Genomic DNA, 22,417 nt, shown 5'->3' with positions numbered 1-22,417 from the left:
CGGCCCCGGCGACGTCACCCCGACGTCGCCGGGGCCGTTCGCGTTCCGGCTGCCCTGCTCCGCGCCGAGTGGTCACGTGCGGGCCCGCTGCGGCGCCCGGAGGACAGCAACTGACCACTCGCCACAGGGGCCATCCGGAGGCGAGGGCCAGGTCGGCTCGTGGGCTGGCGGACTCGGCCCAGGAACGACGAAACCGCCCGGCTGAGTGCCGGGCGGTTCGTGGTGGTGACCCCAACGGGATTCGAACCCGTGTTACCGCCGTGAGAGGGCGACGTACTAGGCCGCTATACGATGGGGCCGTATTTGCAACTCGTCGAGTATGCCACAGCTGTCGAGCCGGTCACAAATCGAGGCCGCCCCGCGTGTCGCGGGCGGTCTGCGGGCGCTCAGGAGGCGGGGTCCCGGTCACCGACAGGGGGTCGCCGCGGCCTGCGGCGGGCGTACAGTCGGCCTCATGCGCCTCACGAAACTCGAACACGCCTGCCTCGTCGTCGAGAAGGACGGGCGCAAGCTCGTCATCGACCCCGGCTCGTTCACCGCTCCCCTGGTCGATCTGCACGACGTCGACGCCGTCGTCGTGACCCACGAGCACGCCGACCACTGGACGCCCGACCAGCTCGCGCACCTCCGCGGGACGAACCCCGACGCAGTCCTGTACGGACCGCAGGGCCTCGCGGACGCGGCGGACGGCTTCGAGGTGCACGTCGTCACCGACGGCGACACGGTCGAGGCCGGGCCCTTCACCCTCTCGTTCCACGGGACGCGGCACGCGGTGATCCACGAGAGCATCCCCGTGATCGACAACGTCGGCGTCCTGGTCGACGGCTCGCTGTTCTACCCGGGCGACCAGTTCACCGTGCCGGACGTGCCCGTCGAGACCCTGGCGACGCCCGTGGGGGCGCCGTGGCTCAAGGTGGCCGAGGTGATCGACTACGTGGCGGCCGTGAAGCCCAAGCTGGCCTTCCCGACCCATGAGCAGACCCTCTCCGGCCCAGGCCTGGCGATGCACTTCGACCGCATGAAGGCGAGCGCGCAGTCGGTCGGCGGCGACGCGGTGCAGCTCGCGGCCCACGAGTCGATCGAGCTCTAGGCGCGGCCGCTCCCCCACGCACAGCACGACGCCCCGGCGCCGGTCGCGAGACCGGCACCGGGGCGTCGTGCTGTGGTGCAGCCTGTCGGCTACAGCGTGACGTCGATCTCGCGCAGCAGCTCGGCGTCGATCGCCGTGCGCACCTTCTCGAGCAGGTCGTCGGGCGCGGGGCTGTCGATCGTGAGCACGCTGAGGGCCTGGCCCCCGGCGCTGCGGCGGGCGATCTGCATGCCGGCGATGTTGATGCCGGCGTCGCCGAACTCCTTGCCGTAGACGGCGACGATGCCCGGGCGGTCGCCGTAGACCATGACGAGGTGGTGGGCCGCGATCGGGACCTCGACGTCGTAGCCGTTGATCTCGACGATCTTCTCGACCTGCTTCGTGCCCGTCAGGGTGCCCGAGACCGAGATCTGGCCGCCGTCGGCCAGCGAGCCGCGGACGGTGAGGACGTTGCGGTACTCCTCGCTCGTGGGGTCGGTGAGCAGGCGCACGGTGATGCCGCGCTGCTCCGCGAGCAGCGGCGCGTTCACGTAGCTGACCGACTCGCTGACGATGTTCGTGAAGATGCCCTTCAACGCGGCGAGCTTGAGGACGCTCACGTCGTACTCGACGAGATCGCCTCGGACCTCGACGTCGACGCTGGTGAGGGGCGAGTCGGCGAGGGCGGCGAAGACCTGACCGATCTTCTCGAGCAGCGGGATGCCGGGGCGCACGTAGGGGTCGATGACCCCGCCGGCGACGTTGACGGCGTCGGGCACCAGCTCGCCGCCGAGGGCGAGGCGCACCGACCGAGCGACCGAGACGCCGGCCTTCTCCTGTGCCTCGTCGGTCGAGGCGCCGAGGTGCGGGGTGACCACGACGTTCTCGAGGCCGAGCAGCTTCTGGTCGACCGGGGGCTCCGACACGAAGACGTCGAGGCCCGCACCCGCGATCTCGCCCGTGGTCAGCGCCGTGTAGAGGTCGTCCTCGTCGATCAGGCCGCCACGGGCCACGTTGACGACGAACGCCGTCGGCTTCATCGCCTTCATCTGCTCGAGGCCGATCATGCCGGTCGTCTCCGCCGTCTTCGGCATGTGGATGGTGACGAAGTCGGCGGTGGCGAGCAGCTCGTCGAGCGAGAGCAGCGTGACGCCGAGCTGCTGGGCACGGGCCGGGGTGACGTAGGGGTCGTAGGCGACCACGTTGACGCCGAAGGCCTGCAGGCGGGCCGTGATGAGCGCGCCGATGCGCCCGAGGCCGACGATGCCCACCGTCTTCTCGAACAGCTCGACGCCCGTGTACTTCGAGCGCTTCCACTGGCCCTGCGCGAGGGCGGAGTGCGCCGCCGGGATGTGCCGCGCGAGGCTGAGGATGTGCCCGACCGTGAGCTCGGCCGCGGAGATGATGTTCGAGGTGGGCGCGTTGACCACCATGACGCCGGCCGTCGTGGCCGCCTTGATGTCGACGTTGTCGAGCCCGACGCCCGCCCGGGCGATCACCTTGAGGCCGGGAGCCGCCGCGATGGCCTCGGCGTCGAGCTGCGTCGCGGAGCGGACGAGGACGGCATCGGCCCCCGCGAGGGCGGAGAGCAGGGCCGCCCGGTCGGTGCCGTCCACCGACCGGACGTCGAAGTCGGGGCCGAGAGCCTCGACGGTGGCGGGTGAGAGTTCTTCTGCGATCAGCACGACGGGCTTGGCCACGGAGACGATGTCCTAACGAGAGGGGTCTGGGGTGAACGCCGCGACGCGCCGTGGGCGCGGCTGCTGTGCACTCTATCGACTCGGGCGGCGCATGACGCGCACATGACGCCGGCGCACGGCCGGGCCACGCCCGCGGCACCGGGCACGGCCGCAGCGCCGACCCGGGGCCGGTCAGCTCAGATGCTGAGCACGTACGCGGTGATCGTGAGCGACACCGAGCCGACGAGGGCGAGCGCCGCGACGAAGGCGAGCACGACCTGCCAGAGCGGCCGTCGGCGCGCCACGACGAGGGCGCCGACCCACGCGACGACCGGCAGCAGCACGTTGGCGACGAGCGCGGCCCAGGGCGGGGAGGCGGCGAGGCCGTCGACCCCGACCTCGTCGAAGAACTCGTTGTTCTGGTAGCGGACGTCCTGCGGCACGAGCACGAGGTTGGTGATCGCCTCGTACAGGTCGTAGGCGAAGAACAAGGCGGCCAGGGCGGCGACCACGACGACGCCGATGCGGGGGCCACGACGGCGTGAGGGGGCGGCGGGGCCGGCCGGCTGCGTGGCCGGGCCGGTCTCGCGGGCGGTCACGCGCCACCTCCGATCACCAGCGGCCACGGCGCCAGGGCGACCGCCCCGACGGCGAACACGAGGAGGCGGCGCGACGACCGCGACTGCGGCACGAGCAGGATCGTGGTCACGAACCACACCGCGGGCGCGACGATCGCCAGCGCGACGCCGAGCAGCCACAGCGCCGTCTGCACGCGGTCGACCGGGGTGCCGCCGAACGAGAGGAGGAACTGGTCCCTCGACACGATCCAGCCGACGCAGGACAACAAGGCGACTCCGCCGAAGACCCCGTGGCCCACCAAGGAGGCGCTGCTCATGCCCCCGGGGAGCTCGTCGTCGGCCTCGGGGCCGGCCTGCGAGACGGGCACGGGGCCCTCGACGTGGCTGGCGTCGCGCTCGTCGCCCCAGCTGAGGGCGTCGTCGTGATCGTCGATCTCGTCGTGCTCGTCGATGTCGTCGTGCTCGTCGATGTCGTCTGGCTCGGGGCGTGCCGGGGACGGGTCGGTCATGCCGCCGTCTTCGACGAGACCGCCTCCAGCAGGGCCGGGAACAGCGGGTGGCCCTGCTCGACGCCCGTCAACGTGACCGTCAGCTCCTCGTCGGGGAGGCCCGACGCGAGCAGCGCCTGCAGCTCGACGCTCTCGGAGTCGTCCGGCACGTCGAAGTCGAGCGCCGCACGGACCGCACGGACCAGCGCGTCGTGGCCGAGCCCGCGCTCGGCGAGCTGCGTGGCCGGGCCGACGAAGCGCTCGTGGCGGCTGAGCTTCCGCAGCGGACCGCGGCCGACCCGCTCGGTCGTGTCGGGCAGGTGCGGGTTCGAGATGCGCACCAGGTTCTTCTCGACGTAGGCCTGCTGCTCGTCGAGATCGAGGTCGTGCTTGGCGACGAGCAGCTCGGTGGTCTCGCGGAGCGCGCCGCGGACCTCGGCCAGCACGGCCTCGTCGGCCAGTGCCTCGCGGATGCTCTCGAGGCCGCGCGAGAAGCCGTGGTAGGCGGCGGCCGCGTGGGCGGTGTTGACCGTGAAGAGCTTGCGCTCGATGAACGGCGCCAGGTCGTCGACCCAGGTCACGCCGGCGATCTCGGGACGGTCGGCGCCGAAGGGCGCGCTCTCGACGACCCACTCGAAGAACGACTCGATGGTCACGTCGAGCGAGCCGCCGGCCTGCTCGGGGACGATGCGGTCGATCGCGCAGTTGGCGAAGACGGCGTTCTCGGCCGGGTCGGCCTGGCGGACGGCCTCGGCCAGGGAGTCGGTGGCGTTGATCGCGTTCTCGCACGCGATCACGGCGAGCGGCGCGAGGGAGGCGTCACGGGCGGCGAGCCCGCGCGCGATCACCGGAGCGACGAACGGGAGGATGCGGGCGCCCACGGCGGTGGTGACGACGTCGGCGGTCGCGATCTCGGCGACCAGCGCCTCCTCGTCGGTGCGGCTGTTGATCGCCCGGTAGCCGTCGACCACGGTGGTGCGGCTCTCTTCGCCGACTTCGTGCACCTCGAACGACGGCTGCTGCTGCAGCAGGCCGATCAGCTCGTCGTTGACGTCGGCGAACACGACCTCGTAGCCGCTCGCGTGCAGGAACTGCGCCACGAAGCCCCGACCGATGTTCCCCGCACCGAAGTGCACTGCCTTCTTGCTCGCTGCCATGCCCTAGATCATGCCACGACAGCCCGTGAGCCCCGGACGGCCGAGGGGCCCCGCTCCGGGTGGAGAGGGGCCCCTGCGGGTGGAGAGGGGGTCAGCGCGCAGCGCTGCCGTCGCCCGTCGGCGGAGCCGACCAACGTGGCCGGGTCGCCCCGGACTGCGTCGACGTCAGCGCGCAGCGCTGCCGTCGACGTAGTCCGTGTCGGTCTGCTTCCAGGCGAAGAGTGCGCGGAGCTCCTGGCCGGTGGCCTCGATGGGGTGCTCCTCGCCCTTCTTGCGCAGCTCGGCGAACTCGGGCGCGCCGGCGTCCTGGTCGTCGATGAAGCGCTTGGCGAAGGCGCCCGACTGGATGTCGGCCAGGACGGCCTTCATGTTCTCCTTCACGTCGGGCGTGATGACGCGGGGGCCCGAGACGTAGTCGCCGTACTCGGCGGTGTCGGAGACGCTCCAGCGCTGCTTGGCGAGGCCGCCCTCCCAGATGAGGTCGACGATCAGCTTGAGCTCGTGCAGCACCTCGAAGTAGGCGATCTGCGGCTGGTAGCCAGCCTCGGTGAGGGTCTCGAAGCCGTACTGGATCAGCTGCGAGGTGCCGCCGCAGAGCACGGCCTGCTCGCCGAAGAGGTCGGTCTCGGTCTCTTCGGTGAAGGTCGTCTTGATGCCGCCGGCACGGAGGCCGCCGATGCCCTTGGAGTACGACCAGGCGAGGTCCCAGGCCGAGCCGGAGGCGTCGTTCTCGACCGCGACGATGACGGGGACGCCGCGGCCGGCCTCGAACTCGCGGCGGACGGTGTGGCCGGGGCCCTTGGGCGCGACGAGCAGCACGTCTATGTTGTCGGGGGCCTCGATGTAGCCGAAGCGGATGTTGAAGCCGTGGCCGAAGACGAGCGCCTTGCCCTCGGTGAGGTTCGGGGCGATGTCGTCCGCGTAGACGTGGCGCTGCACCTGGTCGGGCGCGAGGACGACGATCACGTCGCCCCAGGCCGAGGCCTCGGCGGGGGTGTGGACCGTGAAGCCGGCCTCCTCGGCCTTGGCGCGGCTCTTCGAGCCCTCCTTGAGGCCGATGACGACCTCGACGCCCGAGTCGCGCAGGTTGAGCGCGTGGGCGTGGCCCTGGGAGCCGTAGCCGATGACGGCGACCTTCTTGCCCTGGATGATCGACAGGTCTGCGTCGGTGTCGTACACGATCTCAGTCACGGTGGTGGTTCTCCTTGTGTGGGGCGGTGGGGTGGAGCAGGGAGGCGGCGGGGACGAGCCCGCGCCGGTCACTGGGCCTTGGGGACCCTGTCGGTGATCGCCTTCGAGCCGCGGCCGATGGCCAGCAGGCCGGACTGCGAGATCTCGCGGATGCCGTAGGGCTCGAGCACGCGCAGCAGCGCCGTGGTCTTGCCGGTGTCGCCGGTGACCTCGATCACGAGCGAGTCGGTCGAGACGTCGACCACGGACGCACGGAAGAGCGTGACGGCCTCGAGCACCTGCGACCGGGTGGTGGCGTCGACCCGCACCTTGATCAGCATGTGCTCGCGCTGCACCGACTGCGAGTAGTCGAGCTCGACGATCTTGATGACGTTGATCAGCTTGTTGAGCTGCTTCGTCACTTGCTCGAGCGGCAGTTCCTCGACGTCGACGACGACGGTGATGCGGCTGAGGCCCTCGACCTCGCTCTTGCCGACCGCGAGGCTCTCGATGTTGAACCCGCGGCGGGCGAAGAGCCCCGCGACTCGGGTCAGCAGACCGGGCTTGTCCTCGACGAGGAGGCTCAGGACGTGGCTCATGCGTGCTCTCCTGTCATGTCGCCGTCACGGGTCGTGTCGGAGGCGCTGCTGCCGGGGGCCTCGTCGTCCCACTCCGGGGCGAGGGCCCGGGCGTGCTGGATCTCGGAGTTGGAGACACCCTGGGGCACCATCGGCCAGACCATCGCGTCGCGGCTGACGACGAAGTCGATCACCACCGGGCGGTCGTTCGTCTCGAGCGCGAGCTGGATCGCGGCGTCGATCTCGTCCTCGCGCGTGACGCGGATGCCGAGAGCCCCGTAGGCGTCGGCGAGCTTGACGAAGTCGGGCACCATCCGCGTCTCGTGGCCCGTGTTCAGGTCGGTGAACGAATGGCGTCCCTCGTAGAACAGGGTCTGCCACTGGCGCACCATGCCGAGCGACGAGTTGTTGATGATCGCGACCTTGATCGGGATGTCGTTGATGACGCAGGTGGCGAGCTCCTGGTTCGTCATCTGGAAGCAGCCGTCGCCGTCGATGGCCCACACGACGCGGTCCGGCTGGGCCACCTTGGCGCCCATCGCGGCCGGCACCGAGTAGCCCATCGTGCCTGCGCCTCCCGAGTTCAGCCAGGCGTGGGGACGCTCGTACTCGATGAACTGCGCGGCCCACATCTGGTGCTGGCCCACTCCGGAGGCGTAGATCGCCTCGGGACCGGACAGCTGCCCGATCCGCTGGATCACGGCCTGCGGCGAGAGGAGGCCGTCGTCGGGCTGGGTGTAGCCGAGCGGGAACTGCTCGCGCAGCCCCTCGAGCTTCTGCCACCAGGCCGAGGTGTCGGCGCGGTCGGCGGCGGGGATCTCGGCGAACGCCGCAGCGAGGTCGGGGATGACGACCTTCGCGTCGCCCACGATGGGCACGTCGGCGAAGCGGATCTTCGAGATCTCGGCCGGGTCGATGTCGACGTGGACCACCTTGGCACCGGGGGCGAAGAGGTCGGCCTTGCCGGTGACGCGGTCGTCGAAGCGGGCGCCGAGCGCGATGATGAGGTCGCTCTCCTGCAGGCCGAGGACGGCCGGGACGGTGCCGTGCATTCCCGGCATGCCCAGGTGCTGCTCGTGGGTGTCGGGGAACGCGCCGCGAGCCATCAGCGTCGTGACGACGGGGGCGCCGGTCAGCTCGACCAGCGTCTTGAGCTCGGCCGACGCCCCGGCGCGGATCACCCCGCCGCCGACGTAGAACACGGGCTGCTCGGCCTCGGCGATCATCTGGGCCGCCGCGGCGATCTGCTTGCCGTGCGCCTTCGTGACCGGCCGGTAGCCGGGCAGGTCGACGACGGGCGGCCAGACGAAGGGCGCCGAGTTCTGCTGGGCGTCCTTGGTGATGTCGACGAGCACGGGGCCGGGCCGGCCGGTGCTCGCGATCTGGTAGGCGGCCGCGAGCGTCGCGGGGATGTCCTCGGGCTTCGTCACGAGGAACGAGTGCTTGGTGATCGGCATCGTGATGCCGACGATGTCGGCCTCCTGGAACGCGTCGGTGCCCATCAGGGTCGAGAAGACCTGTCCCGTGATCGCGAGCAGCGGCATGCTGTCCATGTAGGCGTCCGCGATGGCGGTGACGAGGTTGGTGGCCCCCGGACCGGAGGTGGCGATCGCGACGCCGACCCGTCCCGAGGCCGCGGCGTAGCCCTCGGCCGCGTGGCCGGCGCCCTGTTCGTGGCGCACGAGGATGTGGCGGATGGCGGTCGACGCCATCAGCTCGTCGTAGAAGGGGATGATCGCGCCGCCGGGGAGGCCGAAGACGTCGGTGACCCCGAGGTGCTCGAGCGACTTGAGGATCGCGCCGGAGCCCGTGAGGACGACCGGCTGCGTGGTCGTCGCGGAGCTCGTGGGGCCGGCGGCGGGGGCCGGCCGGGCGCCGGGGCGCGCGGGGGCGCCGGGCTGAGGTGTCGTGTCGTTGGGCATCAGTGCCGATTCCCTCTTCGTGGTGGTGGTGGAGCGGTGGCGACGGTGCCGGTCGACGGCGGTGCGCTGTGCGGAGCGGCGAGCCGGGCGCCCCGTCCGGCGCCGGCTCGGGCGGCGGTGCCGCGCCGAGCCGGTCGGGACGAGATCAGTACGTGACTGCGCCCTCGGCCGCGGACCGGACCTGGCGTGCGTACTTGGCGAGGACACCGCGGGTGTAGCGCGGAGGGAGGGGGGCCCAGCCTTCTCGGCGGGCCTCGAGCTCAGCGGCGTCGACGAGTAGGTCGATCGAGCGAGCGGCGATGTCGACACGGATGAGGTCGCCATCACGCACGAAGGCGATGGGACCGGAGTCCACCGCTTCGGGTGCTATGTGGCCGATGCAGAGGCCGGTTGTGCCGCCCGAGAATCGTCCGTCCGTCAAGAGTAGTACATCCTTGCCGAGCCCAGCGCCCTTGATGGCCGCCGTGATGGCGAGCATCTCGCGCATCCCCGGGCCGCCCTTCGGGCCCTCGTAGCGGATGACGACGACGTCGCCGGCCTCGATGCGCCCGGCGGTGAGGGCGTCCATCGCGCCGCGCTCGCGCTCGAAGACCTTGGCCGGGCCCTCGAAGACCGAGGCGTCGAAGCCCGCGGTCTTGACGACGGCGCCCTCGGGGGCGAACGACCCGCTGAGCACCGTGAGCCCGCCGGTCGCGTGGATCGGGTTCTCGAGGGTGCGCAGCACCTCGCCGTCGAGCGGCTTCGGCTTGATCGCCTCGAGGTTCTCGCGCACGGTCTTGCCGGTGACGGTGAGGCAGTCGCCGTGCAGCAGGCCCGCGTCGAGCAGGGCCTTCATGACGACGGGGACGCCGCCCATGCGGTCGACGTCGTTCATCACGTACTTGCCGAAGGGCTTGAGGTCGCCGATGTGCGGGATCGTGTCGCCGATGCGGTTGAAGTCGTCGATGGTGAGGTCGACCTCGGCCTCGTAGGCGATCGCCAGCAGGTGCAGCACGACGTTGGTCGACCCGCCGAACGCCATGGCCACGGCGATGGCGTTCTCGAACGCCTCCTTCGTCAGGATGTCGCGGGTGGTGATGCCGAGGCGCAGCAGGTTGACCACGGCCTCGCCCGAGCGGTGGGCGAAGTAGTCGCGACGACGGTCGGCCGAGGGCGGCGACGCCGAGCCGGGCAGGCTCATGCCGAGCGCCTCGGCGACGCTCGCCATCGTGTTGGCGGTGTACATCCCGCCGCAGGCGCCCTCGCCGGGCACGATGGCGCACTCGATGGCCTTGAGGTCGTCGTCGCTGATGGTGCCGGCCTTGTGCGCGCCGACGGCCTCGAACGAGTCGATGATCGTGACGTTCTTCTCGGTGCCGTCGCTGAGCTTGACCCAGCCGGGGGCGACGCTGCCCGCGTAGAGGAACACGCTGGCGAGGTCGAGGCGCGCGGCGGCCATGAGCATGCCGGGCAGCGACTTGTCGCAGCCGGCCAGCAGCACCGAGCCGTCGAGGCGCTCGGCGTTCATGACGACCTCGACGCTGTCGGCGATGACCTCGCGCGAGACGAGGGAGAAGTGCATGCCCTCGTGGCCCATCGAGATGCCGTCGGACACGGAGACGGTGCCGAACTGCAGCGGGTAGCCGCCGCCGCCGTGCACTCCCTCTTTCGCGCCCTGGGCGAGCCGGTCGAGCGACAGGTTGCAGGGGGTGATCTCGTTCCAGCTGCTGGCGATGCCGATCTGCGGCTTCTCCCAGTCCTCGTCGCCCATGCCGACGGCGCGGAGCATGCCGCGCGAGGTGGTGGCCTCGACCCCGTCGGTGACGACGCGGCTGCGGGGCTTGATGTCGATGGGCGCTGCGTCGATGGGCGCTGCGTCGATGGGCGCTGCGTCGATGGGGCCTCGGGCGGCTGCGTCCGACGGCTGGCTGTCATTCACGGGCATGGGTCGAGTTTAGGGCCAGCCGGCGACGCCCTCAGCCGAGGCCGGGATCGGGGGCGTGGTGGTGCCCGCCCTTGACGTGCAGCGGGGCGTCGTGCTCGCGCTCCCGGGCCTCGTCGTCGTGGGCGTCGTCGTCGCCCTCGGAGTCGTCGAGCCCGTCGGCCCGGTCGAGCTCGACGGCCAACGCGTCGGCCGACCCCACCGGCAGGGTCGACGGGTCGACGTCGGAGAGCGACTGGCCGTCGGCCACGAGTTCCTCCCCTGCCCGGGCGACCGCCTCGTCGAGCTCGTCGACGACGAGCATGTCGCGGCGGAGGTCGCCGTTGCGGTAGCCGGCCCGGCCGATCATGTGCGCCGAGATCGGCGCCGTGAGCATCTGGAAGACCAGGACGACCACCAGGGAGGCGATGGTCCCGAGGTTGTGCTGATCGAGGGCGATCGCCGACAGCATCAGGATCAGCCCGAAGATCTGCGGCTTCGTGGCGGCGTGCATGCGGGTGAGGGCGTCGGGGAACCGCAGGAGGCCGACGCCGGCGGCGGCGGACAGCGCCGCACCGGCGACCAGCAGGACGGCGCTCGAGATCGTGTAGAACTGGTCGCTCATGACGGGTCCTGCCTCGACACGTAGCGCGCCACGGTGATCGAGCCGAAGACGGCCGTCAGGGCGAGCACGATGATGACCGGCAGGGTGCGGGTGTGGTTCCCGAGCACCATGTCGGCGGCGAGCACGCAGATGAGGGTCGTGAGCAGCATGTCGCTCGCGATCATGCGGTCGAGGATGGACGGCCCCCGAACGATGCGGAGCACCGAGGCGAGCGCGGCGAACGCGAAGAGCACGCCGACGACCCAGGAGACGATCGTCACGAGGCGACCCCCTTGTTCTTCTCGTTCACGGGCAGCTCGGCGCCGGACCGGTCGGTCGGGGCGTCCTCGGTGGCGGGCGTCCCGTCGGCGATGCGGCGGAGGTCGTCGGCGCTGCCGAGCGCACGAGCGATGCGCTTCTCGAAGCCGAGCACCCTCTTCCGCACCTCCTCCACTCCGTCCGCGTCCTCGACCGCGAGAGCGTGCATGTAGAGGATCGACCGCTCGCGGTCGGCCTCGACGACGAGCGAACCGGGCACCAGCGACACGGCCTCGGCGACGAGCGTCATGATGAAGTCCGACCGGGTGTGCAGCTGGACGGCGACGATCGCGTTGCTCGTCACGCCTCGGGGCCGCACGGCCGTCCAGGCCACCTCGACCGACGCGACGACGAGGTCGAAGACGAAGCGGCCGAGGAACACGAGCGCCCAGCCGAGGTTGAACCGCCCGCTCAGCTCGACCGGCGGCAGGAAGAAGACCCGCGTGACGAGCAAGGCCACGAGGACGCCCGTGACGAACGAGAGCACGGTCAGCTGGTTCCAGAGGAACATCCAGAGGACGACGAGGCCGACGAGGAGGGGCAGCTGACGGAGCAGGCTGCGTCCGACCTCGTGGGCCGAGGGCCGGGCGGTCACGGTGCGCTCCCCTCGTTGTCGGCGGTGTCGCCCTCGCCCTCGGGGAAGACGAGCTGCACGTACGAGTTCGACCCGTAGACCTTGCCCGCCGCGCGCTCGGCGACCCCGTAGAGCGGACCCGCGAAGACGGTCAGCACGAGCGAGACGCCGACCATGCCGACGGTCGCACCGATCATGGTGCGCGGGTTGGCGCGCTTCGCCTGGACGGCGGTGCGGCCGGGCGCCTCCTCGAGACGCTCGGTGAGGGGCGACTCGTGGTCCTCGACGTCGCTGCCGGGACGCCAGAAGGCGAGGTTCCAGGCCCGCATCAGGGCGTAGAGCGTGAGCAGCGACGTCACCGCGCCGGCACCGATCAGCACGTAGACGAGCGGGTCGTCGAGGCGCGCGCCGGCGTCGAAGAGCGCCACCTTGCCGATGAAGCCCGAGAACGGCGGGATGCCGCCGAGGTTCAGAGCCGGGATGAAGAAGAGCACCGCCACCACGGGCGCCGCCTTCAGCAGCCCGCCGAGCCGGAGCACCGAGGCCGTCCCGCCCCGCCGCTCGATCAGCCCCGCCGCCAGGAAGAGCGTGGTCTGCACCGTGATGTGGTGCACCACGTAGTAGATAGTCGCGGCGAGGCCCTCGACGGTGCCGAGCGCGATCCCGAAGATCATGTAGCCGATGTGGCTGACCAGGGTGAACGACAGGAGGCGCTTGATGTCCGCCTGCGCCACCGCGCCCAGGATCCCGATCACCATCGTCAGCAACGAGATGATCAGCAGGTAGACGTTGACGTTGCTCTCGACGAAGAGCACCGTCTCGGTCCGGATGATGGCGTACACGCCGACCTTCGTCAACAGGCCCGCGAACACCGCCGTGACCGGGGCCGGCGCGGTCGGGTACGAGTCGGGCAGCCAGAACGACAGCGGGAAGATCGCCGCCTTGATGCCGAAGGCCGTCAGCAGCATCACGTGGATGATCGTCTGGACGTCCGGCGGGATGGTGTCCATCTTCTGCGCGATGTCCGCGATGTTGACCGTGCCGAGGGCGCCGTAGATCATCGCGATCGACGCCAGGAACAGCACGCTCGACAGCAGGCTCACCACGATGTACGTGACGCCCGCCCGGATGCGCTGCTCGGTGCCGCCGAGGGTGATCAGCACATAGCTCGCGATCAGCAGCATCTCGAAGCCGACGTAGAGGTTGAAGAGGTCGCCCGCAGCGAACGCGTCGAAGACGCCGGCGGCGAGGATGAGGTACGTGGGGTTGTAGATCGAGACGGGGGCGTCGCCGTCGCCGTCCGCCGAGCCCTGCCCGACGGAGAACACGAAGACCGCCAGCAGCACGATCGACGAGATCGTGAGCATCAGCGCCGCGAGGCGGTCGACCACGAGGAGGATGCCGAAGGGCGCCTCCCACCCGCCGACCTGGACCGCGATCGCGCCGTCACGGTCGACGACGACGAGGAGGACGGCGCTGATGGCCACGACGACCGCCAGCGCGGCGATCGTGAGGACGGCCTGGAGCCGGGGCCGCCGGGTCGCGACCAGCGCGGCGCCCGCACCGATGAGGGGCACGAGCACGACGAGCGGGACGAGGAAGTCGAGGTTCACGGTCGGCCTCCTCTCGGATCGTCACGGTAGGTGCCGCGGTCGCGGTCTCGTTCGGGGTGGGCCGGGTCGTGGTCGGGAGCGTGCTCCGGGTCGGCCACCGGGATGGTCTCGCTCGGGGCGTGGTCCCAGGGGTCGTCGTCGTCGAAGGACGACTTCGGCACGGCGGCCTCGGCGTCCGGGCCGAACTCCGTGTCGCCGTCGCTCTCGTCGTCGCCGTCGCCCTGCGTCTCGTCCTCCGCGGGCACCCCGCGGATGCCGATCTCCAGGTCTTCGAGGTCGTCGGCCACGTCGTCCTCCTGCGCGAGCCGCCAGGAGCGGTAGATGAGGGCCAGCAGGAACGCCGAGACGCCGAACGTGATGACGATGGCCGTGAGGATGAGCGCCTGCGGCAGCGGGTCGGCGAAGCTCGACTCGGGCACCTGGCCGTCGGCGATCGGCGCCTCGCCGCTGCGGCCGGACATCGTGAGGATGAGGATGTTCGTCGCGTTGCCCACGAGCAGGAAGCCGAGCAGCACACGGGTCATGCTGCGCTCGAGCATGAGGTAGATGCCGCAGGCGTAGAGCGCTGCCATCACGACGATCAGGATCAACGACGCGCTCATGCGGGGCCCTCCGCCTTGGTCGTCGCCGTGACCGAGGCGTCGCCGCGGTCGTCCTCTTCCTCTTGCCGGTCGACCTCGGCCCCCAGGCTGCGGAGCACGTCGAGCACGAGGCCCACCACGACGAGGTAGACGCCGATGTCGAAGAACGTCGAGGTGACGAACTCGACGTGGCCGAGCAGCGGCACCTCGCCCTCGAACCAGGTCGAGGTGAGCGCGTCGGCGCCGAAGAAGAGGGGCACGACGGCGGTGGCCACGATCACGAGCAAGCCGGTGCCCAGCACCTTGCCGGCGTCGAGGGGCGCCGCGGCGCCGAGCTCGAAGCGCCCGCCCGCGAGGTAGCGCGCCACGAAGGCCATGCCCGCGACCAGGCCGCCGGCGAAGCCGCCGCCCGGCAGGTTGTGGCCGGCGAAGAGCAGGTAGATCGAGACGACGACGATGGCGTGGAAGAGCAGCCGGACGACGACCTCGAGCAGGATCGAGCGGTTCTGCGGCGCCAGCTTGCGGCCGGCGAGCAGCCAGGCGCGTCGGTCGCCCTCGACCTCGGAGCCGACCGCCGTGCTCGACGAGGCGTCGGCCCGGTCGGCCTGGCTGCCGCCGGCCTCGGAGCCGGGGACGACGGGCGCGGGCTCGAGGGCCGGGCGCACCCGGGCGAGGAAGCGCTGGGCACGCGTGCGGCGGGCCGGACGCGGCAGCATGTCGGTGCGCGAGGTGAGGAACACGAGGCTCGCGACGCCGGTCGCGGCCGCGATCAGCACGCTGATCTCGCCCATCGTGTCCCAGCCGCGGATGTCGACGAGGGTGACGTTGACGACGTTCTTGCCGTGGCCCCCGACGACGGCGAGCTCGGGGAACGCGCTCGAGATCGTTCCGCCGCTGCGGGCGCCCAGGGCGACGACGGCGATGGTCGCCATGACGCAGCCGACCGAGACGCCGATGACGGCGCGCAGCGCGCGGTGCGAGCGACCGTTGCGGTCGCCGAGGCGGGCCGGCAGGCGCCGGAGCACGAGCACGAAGGCGATGAGGGTGATCGTCTCGATCAGGGCCTGGGTGAGCGCGAGGTCGGGGGCGCCGTGCAGGGCGAACAGCGCGGCCATGCCGTAGCCGGTCACGCCGACGAGCACGACGGCCTGGAAGCGCTTGTTCGACCGCGCCGCGGCCACGGCGCCGACGATCATCAGGCCGCCGACGGCCAGCTGCGCCGGGTAATCCCAGATGACGGCCGCGTCGGGCCAGCTGCGGTTGGACGACAGCGTGACGATGCTCGACACGACGAAGACGACGAGGATCGTGCCCAGGTAGAACGGCAGCGAGCCGCGCTGCGTCGCCGCCGTCGTGCGCGACGCCGTCTTGTCGATGCCGGTCATGATCCGGACGTAGCCGTCGGAGGCGCGGGGCAGGAACGAGACCGCCTTCTGCGCCGCGGACACCCGCTCGCGCTGCCAGAACATGACGACGCCGAGGACGAGCGAGAGGACGGTCAGGCCGAGGGCCGGCTCGAGGCCGTGCCAGAGGGCGAGGTGGTAGGGGCCGTGCTCGCCCTCGACGTGCGGCAGGGTGTCCGCGTAGCGCGCCATGACGGAGTCGACGGGGGCCGCGACGAAGCCGAGCGCGAGGCTGAGCGCGGCGAGCACGGCCGGCGCGGCGAGGAAGTCGATGTGCTCGCGGACGAAGTCGACCGGGGCGACGTCGCGCTTGCGGGCGAACGCCCCCCAGAGGAACCGCAGGCTGTAGGCCGTGGTGAGGACGGAGCCCACGACGACGCCGACGAGCGCGACCACGCCCCAGGCGCTGCCGTGCTCGGCGTCGGCGAGCAGGGCGGAGAGCACCGCCTCCTTCGCCACGAAGCCGAACGTCGGGGGCACGCCCGCCATCGACGCGAGCGCGATCACGGTGATGACGACGAGGACGGGAGCCTGCCGACCGAGGCCGCTCAGCTTGCGGAGGTCACGCGTCCCGGTGCGGTGGTCGACGATGCCGACGACCAGGAACAGCGTCGCCTTGAACAGCGCGTGCGCGACGAGCAGCGCGAGCGCCGCGAGCCCCGCGTCCCGGGTGCCGTAGCCCGCGATGATCGTGAGGAAGCCGAGCTGGCTGACCGTGCCGTAGGCGAGGACGAGCTTCAGGTCGTGCTGACGGAGGGCACGATAGCCGCCGAGCAGCATCGTCACGACGCCGACGGTGACGACGACTTCTTGCCAGCCGGGCGAGTCGTGGTAGCCGGGAGCGAAGCGGGCGACGAGGTAGATGCCCGCCTTGACCATGGCCGCGGCGTGCAGGTATGCGCTCACCGGGGTGGGGGCGGCCATGGCCGCGGGCAGCCAGAAGTGGAACGGGACGAGGGCCGACTTCGACAGCGCGCCGACGAGCACCAGGATCACCGCGACGGTCACGGCCGTGCCGCTCGGCGGCGACGCGACGAGGGCCTCGATCGAGGAGGTGCCGCCCTGGACGCTGAGGACCACGAGGCCGACCAGCATGGCCAGCCCGCCCGCCGTCGTGACGATGAGGGCCTGGAGCGCGGCCCCGCGGCTCGCCTGCTTGTTCGTGTAGTGACCGATCAGCAGGTACGAGAAGACGCTCGTGGCCTCCCAGAAGACGAAGAGCACGAAGACGTCGTCGCTGGTGACGAGCCCGTACATCGCCCCGGCGAAGGCGACGAGCACGGCGGCGAAGCGGGCGAGGCTCTTCTCCCCGGGCTTGAAGTAGCGAGAGCAGTACACGAGCACGAGCCCGCCCACGCCGGTGACGACGAGGGCCAGCACCCACGACAGGACGTCGAGGCGGAGGGTCAGCGTGATGCCGAGCTGCGGGATCCACGGAACCGACTCGACGACCTGCCCCTGCGACAGGACCTGCGGCCCCTGCAGGGCGGTCATCACCATGGCGGCGAACGGGACGGCCGAGGCCCACAGGAAGAGCGACGGCCCGAGGCGGCGCCCCAGTGCGGCGACGACGATCGAGGCGACCGCGAAGGCCGCGAGAGCAGCGATCATCATGGTGCACCTCCGTCGGCTGGCGAGTTCGTCGGTCGTTCGGGCTGATCGGCGACGAGGAGTCGGGCGGAGAGGTCAGCCTACCTTGCAGTCACCTGGGAGGACCGCCCGACCACGGGGACGCCGGTGGACACATGCGTCCTCAGGCATGCCCCAGGTGCTCGCGCAGGTCGGCGAGCTCGCCCAGCAGCCGCCCGATCGCGGCCGGGTCGGCGACGCGGTGGCTCGCGGCGGTCTCGCCCGGCCCCACCCGGATGCCCAGGTCGCCCTCGCCGAGCGACCGCAGGGCGTCCTCGTCGGTCACGTCGTCGCCGGCGAAGAGCACGGCGGTGGCGCCGACGGCCTCGCGCAGACGGGCGACCCCGTCGTCCTTGCCGGTCGGGCGGACGGCGTACTCGCGCACGTTCTTGCCCTCGCGGCCGTGCACGCCGGGCTCGTCGGCGAGGCGCTGCCGGACGGCCTCGCGCACCTCCGTCGTCGTCGCCTCGTCAGCGAGCCGCGTGTGGAGGGCGAGGCCCGCCGGCTTCTCCTCGACGAAGACGCCCTCGCGGCCGTCGGCCGCCGTGTGCAGCGCCTCGGAGATGACGGCGCGACGGGCGAGCTCGTCCTCGGTCAGGGAGGTCACCTCTCCCCCGATCCGCACCTCGATGCCGTGCGAGCCGACGAGCAGCACCTGCTCGGGCATCTCGCTGATGCGGTCGAGCGACGCGAGGTCGCGACCGGAGACGAGGGCGACGGAGGTGCCCTCCATCTCGAGCAGGCGACGGATCGCCTCCTTCGACTCGGGCAGCGGGCGGGCCGCCATCGGCTGGTCGACCTCGGGCGCGAGGGTGCCGTCGAAGTCGAGGGCGACGAGGAGGCGCGGGGTCGTCGCGAGACGGCCGAGCGCGTCCGAGAGGGCCCGCGACTCGTCGTCCGTGGTCAGGGGGGTCGTGGTCACGAGGCGTCCTCCTCGGCGGGTGCCGTGATCTGCTGGCCGGGGCGCACGTTCTCGAGCGCCTGCAGGAACGACGCGGACCAGCTGGCCACGTCGTGCTCGAGCACGCGCCGACGGAGGGCGCGCATCCGCGTCGTCCGGTCACGGCGCGGCATCTCGATCGCCCGCATGATGGTGTTCTTCAGGCCGCCGATGTCGTGCGGGTTGATCAACAGCGCGCTCTTGAGCTCGTCGGCGGCGCCGGCGAACTCGCTGAGCACGAGCACTCCGTCGTTGTCGCGGCGCACCGCCACGTATTCTTTCGCGACGAGGTTCATCCCGTCGCGGAGGGCGGTGACCAGCATGATGTCGGCGGCGAGGTAGAGGGCCACCATCTCTTCACGCGGGTAGCCGTGGTGGTGGTAGCTGATGGCCGTGTGGCTCATCGTCGCGTAGTCGCCGTTGATCCGGCCGACGGTCAGCTCGATCTCGTCGCGCAGCGTCTTGTACGTCTCGACCCGCTCGCGGCTGGGGCTCGCGACCTGCACCAGCGTCGCGTCCTCGACGCTCAGGCGGCCGTCGGCGAGCAGCTCGCCGAACGCCTTCATCCGGTGGCGGATGCCCTTGGTGTAGTCGAGCCGGTCGACGCCGAGCATGACCGTCTTCGGGTTGCCGAGGCCGGCGCGGATCTCGGCAGCCCTCGCCTGGATGTCGGGCCGCGCGGCGAGTTCTTCGTAGCTGGCGGCGTCGATCGAGATCGGGAAGTGCTTGGCGAGGACCCGGCGCACCTTCGTGCCGCGGCGGGACACGTGCGAGGACCCCGTGGTCGCGTCGTCGTCGACCGGCACCTCGACGTAGGGGCGGGTCGTCCCGTAGCCGAGCAGGTGGCGCACCGCCCGCGAGAAGTTCGAGGCGTCGTCGCCGCGCTGGAACCCGATGACGTCGGCGCCGAGCAGCCCCTCGAGGATCTGGCGGCGCCAGGGCAGCTGCGAGAAGATGCCGAGCGGCGGGAACGGGATGTGGTTGAAGAAGCCGATCGTCACGTCGGGACGCGCCTCGCGGAGCATCTTCGGGACGAGCTGCAGCTGGTAGTCCTGCACCCAGATCGTGCCGCCCTCCTCGGTGATCTCCGCGGCACGGTCGGCGAAGCGCTGGTTCACCTGCACGTACGCCTCCCACCAGAGCCGGTGGTACGTCGGTGCGGCGATGACGTCGTGGTAGAGCGGCCAGAGCGTGTCGTTGCTGAACCCCTCGTAGTAGCGCTGCACCTCCTCGGCGCTGAGGGGCACGGGCACGATGTGGATGCCCTCGTCGACGAACGGCTCGAACTCGAGCTCGGGCTGGCCGGCCCAGCCGACCCAGGCCCCGTCGTTCGCCTTCATGACGGGCTCGAGGGCGGTCACGAGCCCCCCGGGCGAGTGCTGCCAGGACGCGGAGCCGTCCTCGGCGACGACGCGGTCGACGGGGAGGCGGTTGGAGACGACGACGAAGCCGTAGCGCTCAGCGGTGTCAGACATGGGGGTGATCAGCTCCGTTCGACCCCCGGGAGACGGGGGACGGCCAGATTATCAGCGCGCCCGTCCGGCCCCCCGGCGCGGCCTGTCCCCCGGGCGTCCAGCTCAGACGAGCCGCAGCACCTGTCGCGCCGCCTCGGCGAGCGCGCGGCCGTAGCTCCGGCCGTGGCCCGCCGCGTGCACCGCGAGCGGGTGCAGCTGGTGGAGCGGCACCCGGTCGCGCCAGCCGTCCCGGAGGGGCGACGCGTCCTGGTAGCCGGCCAGCGCCTCCTCGAGGAAGGGCAGGCCGAACAGCTGCAGCATCGCCAGGTCGGTCTCGGGGTGGCCGCCGTGCGCGGCCGGGTCGATGAGGACGACGCCGTCGACGTCGACCAGGACGTTGCCGCTCCAGAGGTCGCCGTGCAGGCGGGCCGGCTCGACGTCGTCGTCGAGGGCGCCCGACGCGACGGCCCCGCAGGCACGTTCGACGAGGTCGAGCTCGTCGCGCGTCAGCGACCCTGCCTCGACGGCCCTCCGGGCGAACGGCAGCACGCGCTGGGCGGCGTAGAACGCGCCCCAGCTGTCGCGGGGCGTGCAGTCCTGCTGCCGTCGGCCGATGAAGACGGGGCCCTGCCAGCCCGCGGGAGGTGCCCCGAAGGCGTCTGCGCCGGCCGCGTGGGTGGCGGCGAGCGCCGCGCCGAACCGCCGTGCCGCCTCCGGCGTCGGTCGGGTCTCGTGCACGGCCTCGAGTGCGATGCGGCCTGCCGAGACCGACTCGACGGCCACGATCCTCGCGCCTCCGCGGGGCGTGGCGTCGGCCAGCCAGGCGAGCCCTGCCGCCTCGGCCTCGAAGAAGTCGTCAGGGGCGTCGGCGCGCTGCTTCACGTGCGAGGTCACGTGGATAGCATGCCCCCATGACCGAGGCCCCGACCGCGACCCGCACCCCGACCCGGACCCGGGCGTACCGGGAGGGGCGGCTCGTGGCCGAGGGGTTCCCCCTCGCCGATGTGAGCGACCACCTCGCCACCGACGGCTGCACCGTGTGGGTCGACCTCACCGACCCGACCGCGGCGGACTTCGACGACCTCGAGGACGAGCTGGGGCTGCACGAGCTCGCCGTCGAGGACGCCCTGCAGGACGGCCAGCGGCCGAAGGTCGACCGCTACGAGAACCACCTCTTCGCCGCCCTCTACGACGTGTCGTTCGACGCGGCGTCGGGAGAGCTGACGACGAGCGAGGTCAAGGCGTTCGTCACTGCCAGGGCGCTCGTGACGATCCACCACGCCGACTTCGACGCGCGACGGCTCCACGAGGCGTTCGACAGGAGCCCCGACCTCGCCTCCCACGGCGTCTCCTTCTTGCTCTGGGGCGTGCTCGACGTGGTCGTCGACCGGCACTTCCACGCCGTCGACGCGCTCGACGACGAGATCGAGGGCATCGCCGACGACCTGTTCGACCCCGCGCCTCGCACCCTCGACGTGCAGAAGCGGTCGTTCGCGCTGCGCAAGAGCCTCGTGCGGCTGCGACGCGTCGCGTCGCCGATGCGCGAGGTGCTCAACACGCTCCTGCGGCGCGACCTGCACGACCTCGACCCGGTGATGCAGCCCTACTACCAGGACGTCTACGACCACGTGGTCCGCGTCGCCGAGCAGAACGACTCGCTCCGCGACCTCGTCTCGACCATCCTCGACACCAACCTCAACCTGCAGTCGAACCGGATGAACGGGATCATGAAGAAGGTGACGAGCTGGGCGGCGATCATCGCGGTGCCCACCGCCATCACCGGCTTCTACGGCCAGAACGTGCCCTACCCCGGCTTCAGCACGGTCGGGGGCTTCGTCACCTCGTGCGTGCTCATCGTCGGCGTGGGCGGCGTGCTCTGGTGGCAGTTCCGCAAGCGCGACTGGCTGTAGGAGGCGGTCGGCGGCCCCGAGGGCGTTCCCCGGTCGTTCGCCGGACGTTCATCCCTGCTCGGCTCCCCCGCCGCGGGCCCGGTCGTAGCCTGGCCGCGTGATCACGGTCGGAACGAGCACGTCCTGCGTCTCCCCGCTGCCCGTCGACGAGGCGTTCCGCCTCGCGAGGACCACCAGCTTCGACGGGGTGGAGGTGATGGTGACCGCCGACCGGGCGAGCCGGGACGCCCGGCTGCTCCGCGCCTCCTCGGCTCGCTGGGGGCTGCCCGTGCTGTCGGTGCACGCACCGGTGCTGCCGCTCGCCCACTTCGCGCTCGGCCGCGACCAGGGCGAGAAGCTGCGGCGCTCGGCCGAGCTCGCAGCCGAGCTCGGCGCGGCCACCGTGGTCGTGCACCCGCCGTTCCGGTGGCAGCGTCGGCACGCCGCGCGGTTCGTCGACCTGGTGAGGGAGCTGGCGGCGACGACCGGCGTCGAGCTCGCGGTCGAGAACATGTTCCCCTGGCGTGCGGGCCCGGTCGTCGCCGACGTCTACTCCCCCGGCCACGACCCGTCCACCCTCGACGTCGACGCGGCGGTGCTCGACTTCTCGCACGCCGCCGTCGCCGGGCGCGACGCGCTCGACCTCGCGCTGGCGCTGGGGCCGCGCCTCCGCCACGTGCACCTCTGCGACGGGCTCGTCTCGCCGCGGCCCGGCGGCCTCGTCGACCAGCACCTCGTCCCGGGCACGGGCGACCAGCCGGTGGCCGAGGTCCTGAGGCACCTGGCGCAGTCGGGCTGGTCCGGCTCGGTCGTCGCCGAGGTGCACTCCTCCGGCCGGGCCGCGGACGAGGCGGTGCTCACGGACATGCTG

20 protein-coding genes and 1 tRNA gene are annotated in these 22,417 nt (G+C 71.5%); 3 read left to right on the top strand and 18 right to left on the bottom strand.

The annotated features are described in order from the left end of the window. Positions 1–223: 223 nt before the first annotated feature. Positions 224–299 (bottom strand) — tRNA-Glu (locus RWM17_RS02990). A 155-nt stretch (positions 300–454) separates the two neighbouring features. On the opposite strand from RWM17_RS02990, the gene RWM17_RS02985 reads away from it, so the two are divergent. Beyond that, the gene (locus RWM17_RS02985; RefSeq protein WP_314101207.1) at positions 455–1,090 is read left to right on the top strand and encodes an MBL fold metallo-hydrolase; all 636 of its coding nucleotides are present in this window, start codon (positions 455–457) and stop codon (positions 1,088–1,090) included. An 89-nt stretch (positions 1,091–1,179) separates the two neighbouring features. Here RWM17_RS02985 and serA read toward each other — a convergent pair whose 3' ends face one another. The 17 genes from serA to RWM17_RS02900 all read right to left on the bottom strand — a co-directional run bounded on the left by serA (position 1,180) and on the right by RWM17_RS02900 (position 20,551). Next, complete coding sequence (gene serA / locus RWM17_RS02980) at positions 1,180–2,769, bottom strand: phosphoglycerate dehydrogenase (protein WP_314101205.1); 1,590 nt, start codon at positions 2,767–2,769, stop codon at positions 1,180–1,182. 176 nt (positions 2,770–2,945) lie between these two features. Then, positions 2,946–3,347, bottom strand: a complete 402-nt coding sequence (locus tag RWM17_RS02975) for a hypothetical protein (RefSeq protein ID WP_314101203.1) — start codon at positions 3,345–3,347, stop codon at positions 2,946–2,948. Continuing rightward, positions 3,344–3,835, bottom strand: a complete 492-nt coding sequence (locus RWM17_RS02970) for a hypothetical protein (RefSeq protein ID WP_314101200.1) — start codon at positions 3,833–3,835, stop codon at positions 3,344–3,346. Before RWM17_RS02970 ends, RWM17_RS02975 begins: the two co-directional genes overlap by 4 nt. After that, positions 3,832–4,971 carry a mannitol-1-phosphate 5-dehydrogenase gene (locus tag RWM17_RS02965; RefSeq protein WP_314101197.1) on the bottom strand — a complete coding sequence of 380 codons (1,140 nt, stop codon included), beginning with the start codon at positions 4,969–4,971 and terminating at the stop codon, positions 3,832–3,834. Before RWM17_RS02965 ends, RWM17_RS02970 begins: the two co-directional genes overlap by 4 nt. A gap of 165 nt (positions 4,972–5,136) precedes the next feature. Further along, positions 5,137–6,162 (bottom strand): ketol-acid reductoisomerase, encoded by a 1,026-nt coding sequence (gene ilvC, locus RWM17_RS02960; RefSeq protein ID WP_314101195.1) that lies wholly within the window; start codon positions 6,160–6,162, stop codon positions 5,137–5,139. Positions 6,163–6,230: 68 nt separating this feature from the next. Then, on the bottom strand, positions 6,231–6,740 hold the full coding sequence (ilvN, locus tag RWM17_RS02955; protein ID WP_123546473.1) for an acetolactate synthase small subunit: 510 nt from the start codon (positions 6,738–6,740) through the stop codon (positions 6,231–6,233). After that, positions 6,737–8,641 (bottom strand): acetolactate synthase large subunit, encoded by a 1,905-nt coding sequence (locus RWM17_RS02950; protein WP_314101193.1) that lies wholly within the window; start codon positions 8,639–8,641, stop codon positions 6,737–6,739. Before RWM17_RS02950 ends, ilvN begins: the two co-directional genes overlap by 4 nt. Before the next feature lie 145 nt (positions 8,642–8,786). Next, positions 8,787–10,565 carry a dihydroxy-acid dehydratase gene (ilvD, locus tag RWM17_RS02945; RefSeq protein WP_314101192.1) on the bottom strand — a complete coding sequence of 593 codons (1,779 nt, stop codon included), beginning with the start codon at positions 10,563–10,565 and terminating at the stop codon, positions 8,787–8,789. A 31-nt stretch (positions 10,566–10,596) separates the two neighbouring features. Then, positions 10,597–11,166, bottom strand: coding sequence for a monovalent cation/H(+) antiporter subunit G (mnhG, locus tag RWM17_RS02940; RefSeq protein ID WP_123546476.1), 570 nt, complete (start codon positions 11,164–11,166; stop codon positions 10,597–10,599). After that, positions 11,163–11,426, bottom strand: a complete 264-nt coding sequence (locus tag RWM17_RS02935; protein ID WP_123546477.1) for a monovalent cation/H+ antiporter complex subunit F — start codon at positions 11,424–11,426, stop codon at positions 11,163–11,165. Before RWM17_RS02935 ends, mnhG begins: the two co-directional genes overlap by 4 nt. Beyond that, a complete protein-coding gene (locus tag RWM17_RS02930; RefSeq protein ID WP_314101186.1) occupies positions 11,423–12,058 on the bottom strand; it encodes a Na+/H+ antiporter subunit E in 636 nt (211 codons plus the stop codon). The genes RWM17_RS02935 and RWM17_RS02930 overlap by 4 nt, the downstream gene beginning before the upstream one ends. Continuing rightward, a complete protein-coding gene (locus RWM17_RS02925) occupies positions 12,055–13,650 on the bottom strand; it encodes a Na+/H+ antiporter subunit D (RefSeq protein ID WP_314101184.1) in 1,596 nt (531 codons plus the stop codon). The genes RWM17_RS02930 and RWM17_RS02925 overlap by 4 nt, the downstream gene beginning before the upstream one ends. After that, entirely contained in the window at positions 13,647–14,252 is a 606-nt protein-coding gene (locus tag RWM17_RS02920; RefSeq protein WP_314101182.1) for a Na(+)/H(+) antiporter subunit C, read from the bottom strand. Before RWM17_RS02920 ends, RWM17_RS02925 begins: the two co-directional genes overlap by 4 nt. After that, positions 14,249–17,245 carry a Na+/H+ antiporter subunit A gene (locus tag RWM17_RS02915; protein WP_314101222.1) on the bottom strand — a complete coding sequence of 999 codons (2,997 nt, stop codon included), beginning with the start codon at positions 17,243–17,245 and terminating at the stop codon, positions 14,249–14,251. The genes RWM17_RS02920 and RWM17_RS02915 overlap by 4 nt, the downstream gene beginning before the upstream one ends. 142 nt (positions 17,246–17,387) lie before the next feature. Then, a complete protein-coding gene (gene otsB, locus RWM17_RS02910; protein WP_314101180.1) occupies positions 17,388–18,185 on the bottom strand; it encodes a trehalose-phosphatase in 798 nt (265 codons plus the stop codon). Continuing rightward, complete coding sequence (locus RWM17_RS02905) at positions 18,182–19,678, bottom strand: trehalose-6-phosphate synthase (RefSeq protein WP_314101177.1); 1,497 nt, start codon at positions 19,676–19,678, stop codon at positions 18,182–18,184. Before RWM17_RS02905 ends, otsB begins: the two co-directional genes overlap by 4 nt. A 102-nt stretch (positions 19,679–19,780) precedes the next feature. Further along, the gene (locus RWM17_RS02900; RefSeq protein ID WP_314101175.1) at positions 19,781–20,551 is read right to left on the bottom strand and encodes a fructosamine kinase family protein; all 771 of its coding nucleotides are present in this window, start codon (positions 20,549–20,551) and stop codon (positions 19,781–19,783) included. A gap of 17 nt (positions 20,552–20,568) precedes the next feature. Here RWM17_RS02900 and RWM17_RS02895 point away from each other — a divergent pair, with 17 nt between their 5' ends. After that, a complete protein-coding gene (locus tag RWM17_RS02895) occupies positions 20,569–21,567 on the top strand; it encodes a magnesium transporter CorA family protein (protein ID WP_314101172.1) in 999 nt (332 codons plus the stop codon). 97 nt (positions 21,568–21,664) lie between these two features. After that, on the top strand, positions 21,665–22,417 hold a 753-nt coding region (locus tag RWM17_RS02890; protein ID WP_314101169.1), incomplete at its 3' end, for a sugar phosphate isomerase/epimerase.

Source organism: uncultured Frigoribacterium sp., from assembly GCF_963515265.1.
In the GTDB taxonomy this organism is placed as follows: domain Bacteria; phylum Actinomycetota; class Actinomycetes; order Actinomycetales; family Microbacteriaceae; genus Frigoribacterium.
Note: the sequence above shows the minus strand (reverse complement) of the source record. Positions and strands in the feature narration are given on the sequence as shown.

Bases quoted from the DNA above. Each gene is read 5' to 3' on its own strand.
- RWM17_RS02970 (WP_314101200.1), bottom strand. From the start codon at position 3,835: ATGACCGACCCGTCCCCGGCACGCCCCGAGCCAGACGACATCGACGAG.
- RWM17_RS02950 (WP_314101193.1), bottom strand. From the start codon at position 8,641: ATGCCCAACGACACGACACCTCAGCCCGGCGCCCCCGCGCGCCCCGGC.
- ilvN (WP_123546473.1), bottom strand. From the start codon at position 6,740: ATGAGCCACGTCCTGAGCCTCCTCGTCGAGGACAAGCCCGGTCTGCTG.
- RWM17_RS02965 (WP_314101197.1), bottom strand. From the start codon at position 4,971: ATGGCAGCGAGCAAGAAGGCAGTGCACTTCGGTGCGGGGAACATCGGT.
- RWM17_RS02920 (WP_314101182.1), bottom strand. From the start codon at position 14,252: ATGAGCGCGTCGTTGATCCTGATCGTCGTGATGGCAGCGCTCTACGCC.
- RWM17_RS02915 (WP_314101222.1), bottom strand. From the start codon at position 17,245: ATGATCGCTGCTCTCGCGGCCTTCGCGGTCGCCTCGATCGTCGTCGCC.
- ilvD (WP_314101192.1), bottom strand. From the start codon at position 10,565: ATGCCCGTGAATGACAGCCAGCCGTCGGACGCAGCCGCCCGAGGCCCC.
- RWM17_RS02905 (WP_314101177.1), bottom strand. From the start codon at position 19,678: ATGTCTGACACCGCTGAGCGCTACGGCTTCGTCGTCGTCTCCAACCGC.
- RWM17_RS02895 (WP_314101172.1), top strand. From the start codon at position 20,569: ATGACCGAGGCCCCGACCGCGACCCGCACCCCGACCCGGACCCGGGCG.
- mnhG (WP_123546476.1), bottom strand. From the start codon at position 11,166: ATGAGCGACCAGTTCTACACGATCTCGAGCGCCGTCCTGCTGGTCGCC.
- RWM17_RS02985 (WP_314101207.1), top strand. From the start codon at position 455: ATGCGCCTCACGAAACTCGAACACGCCTGCCTCGTCGTCGAGAAGGAC.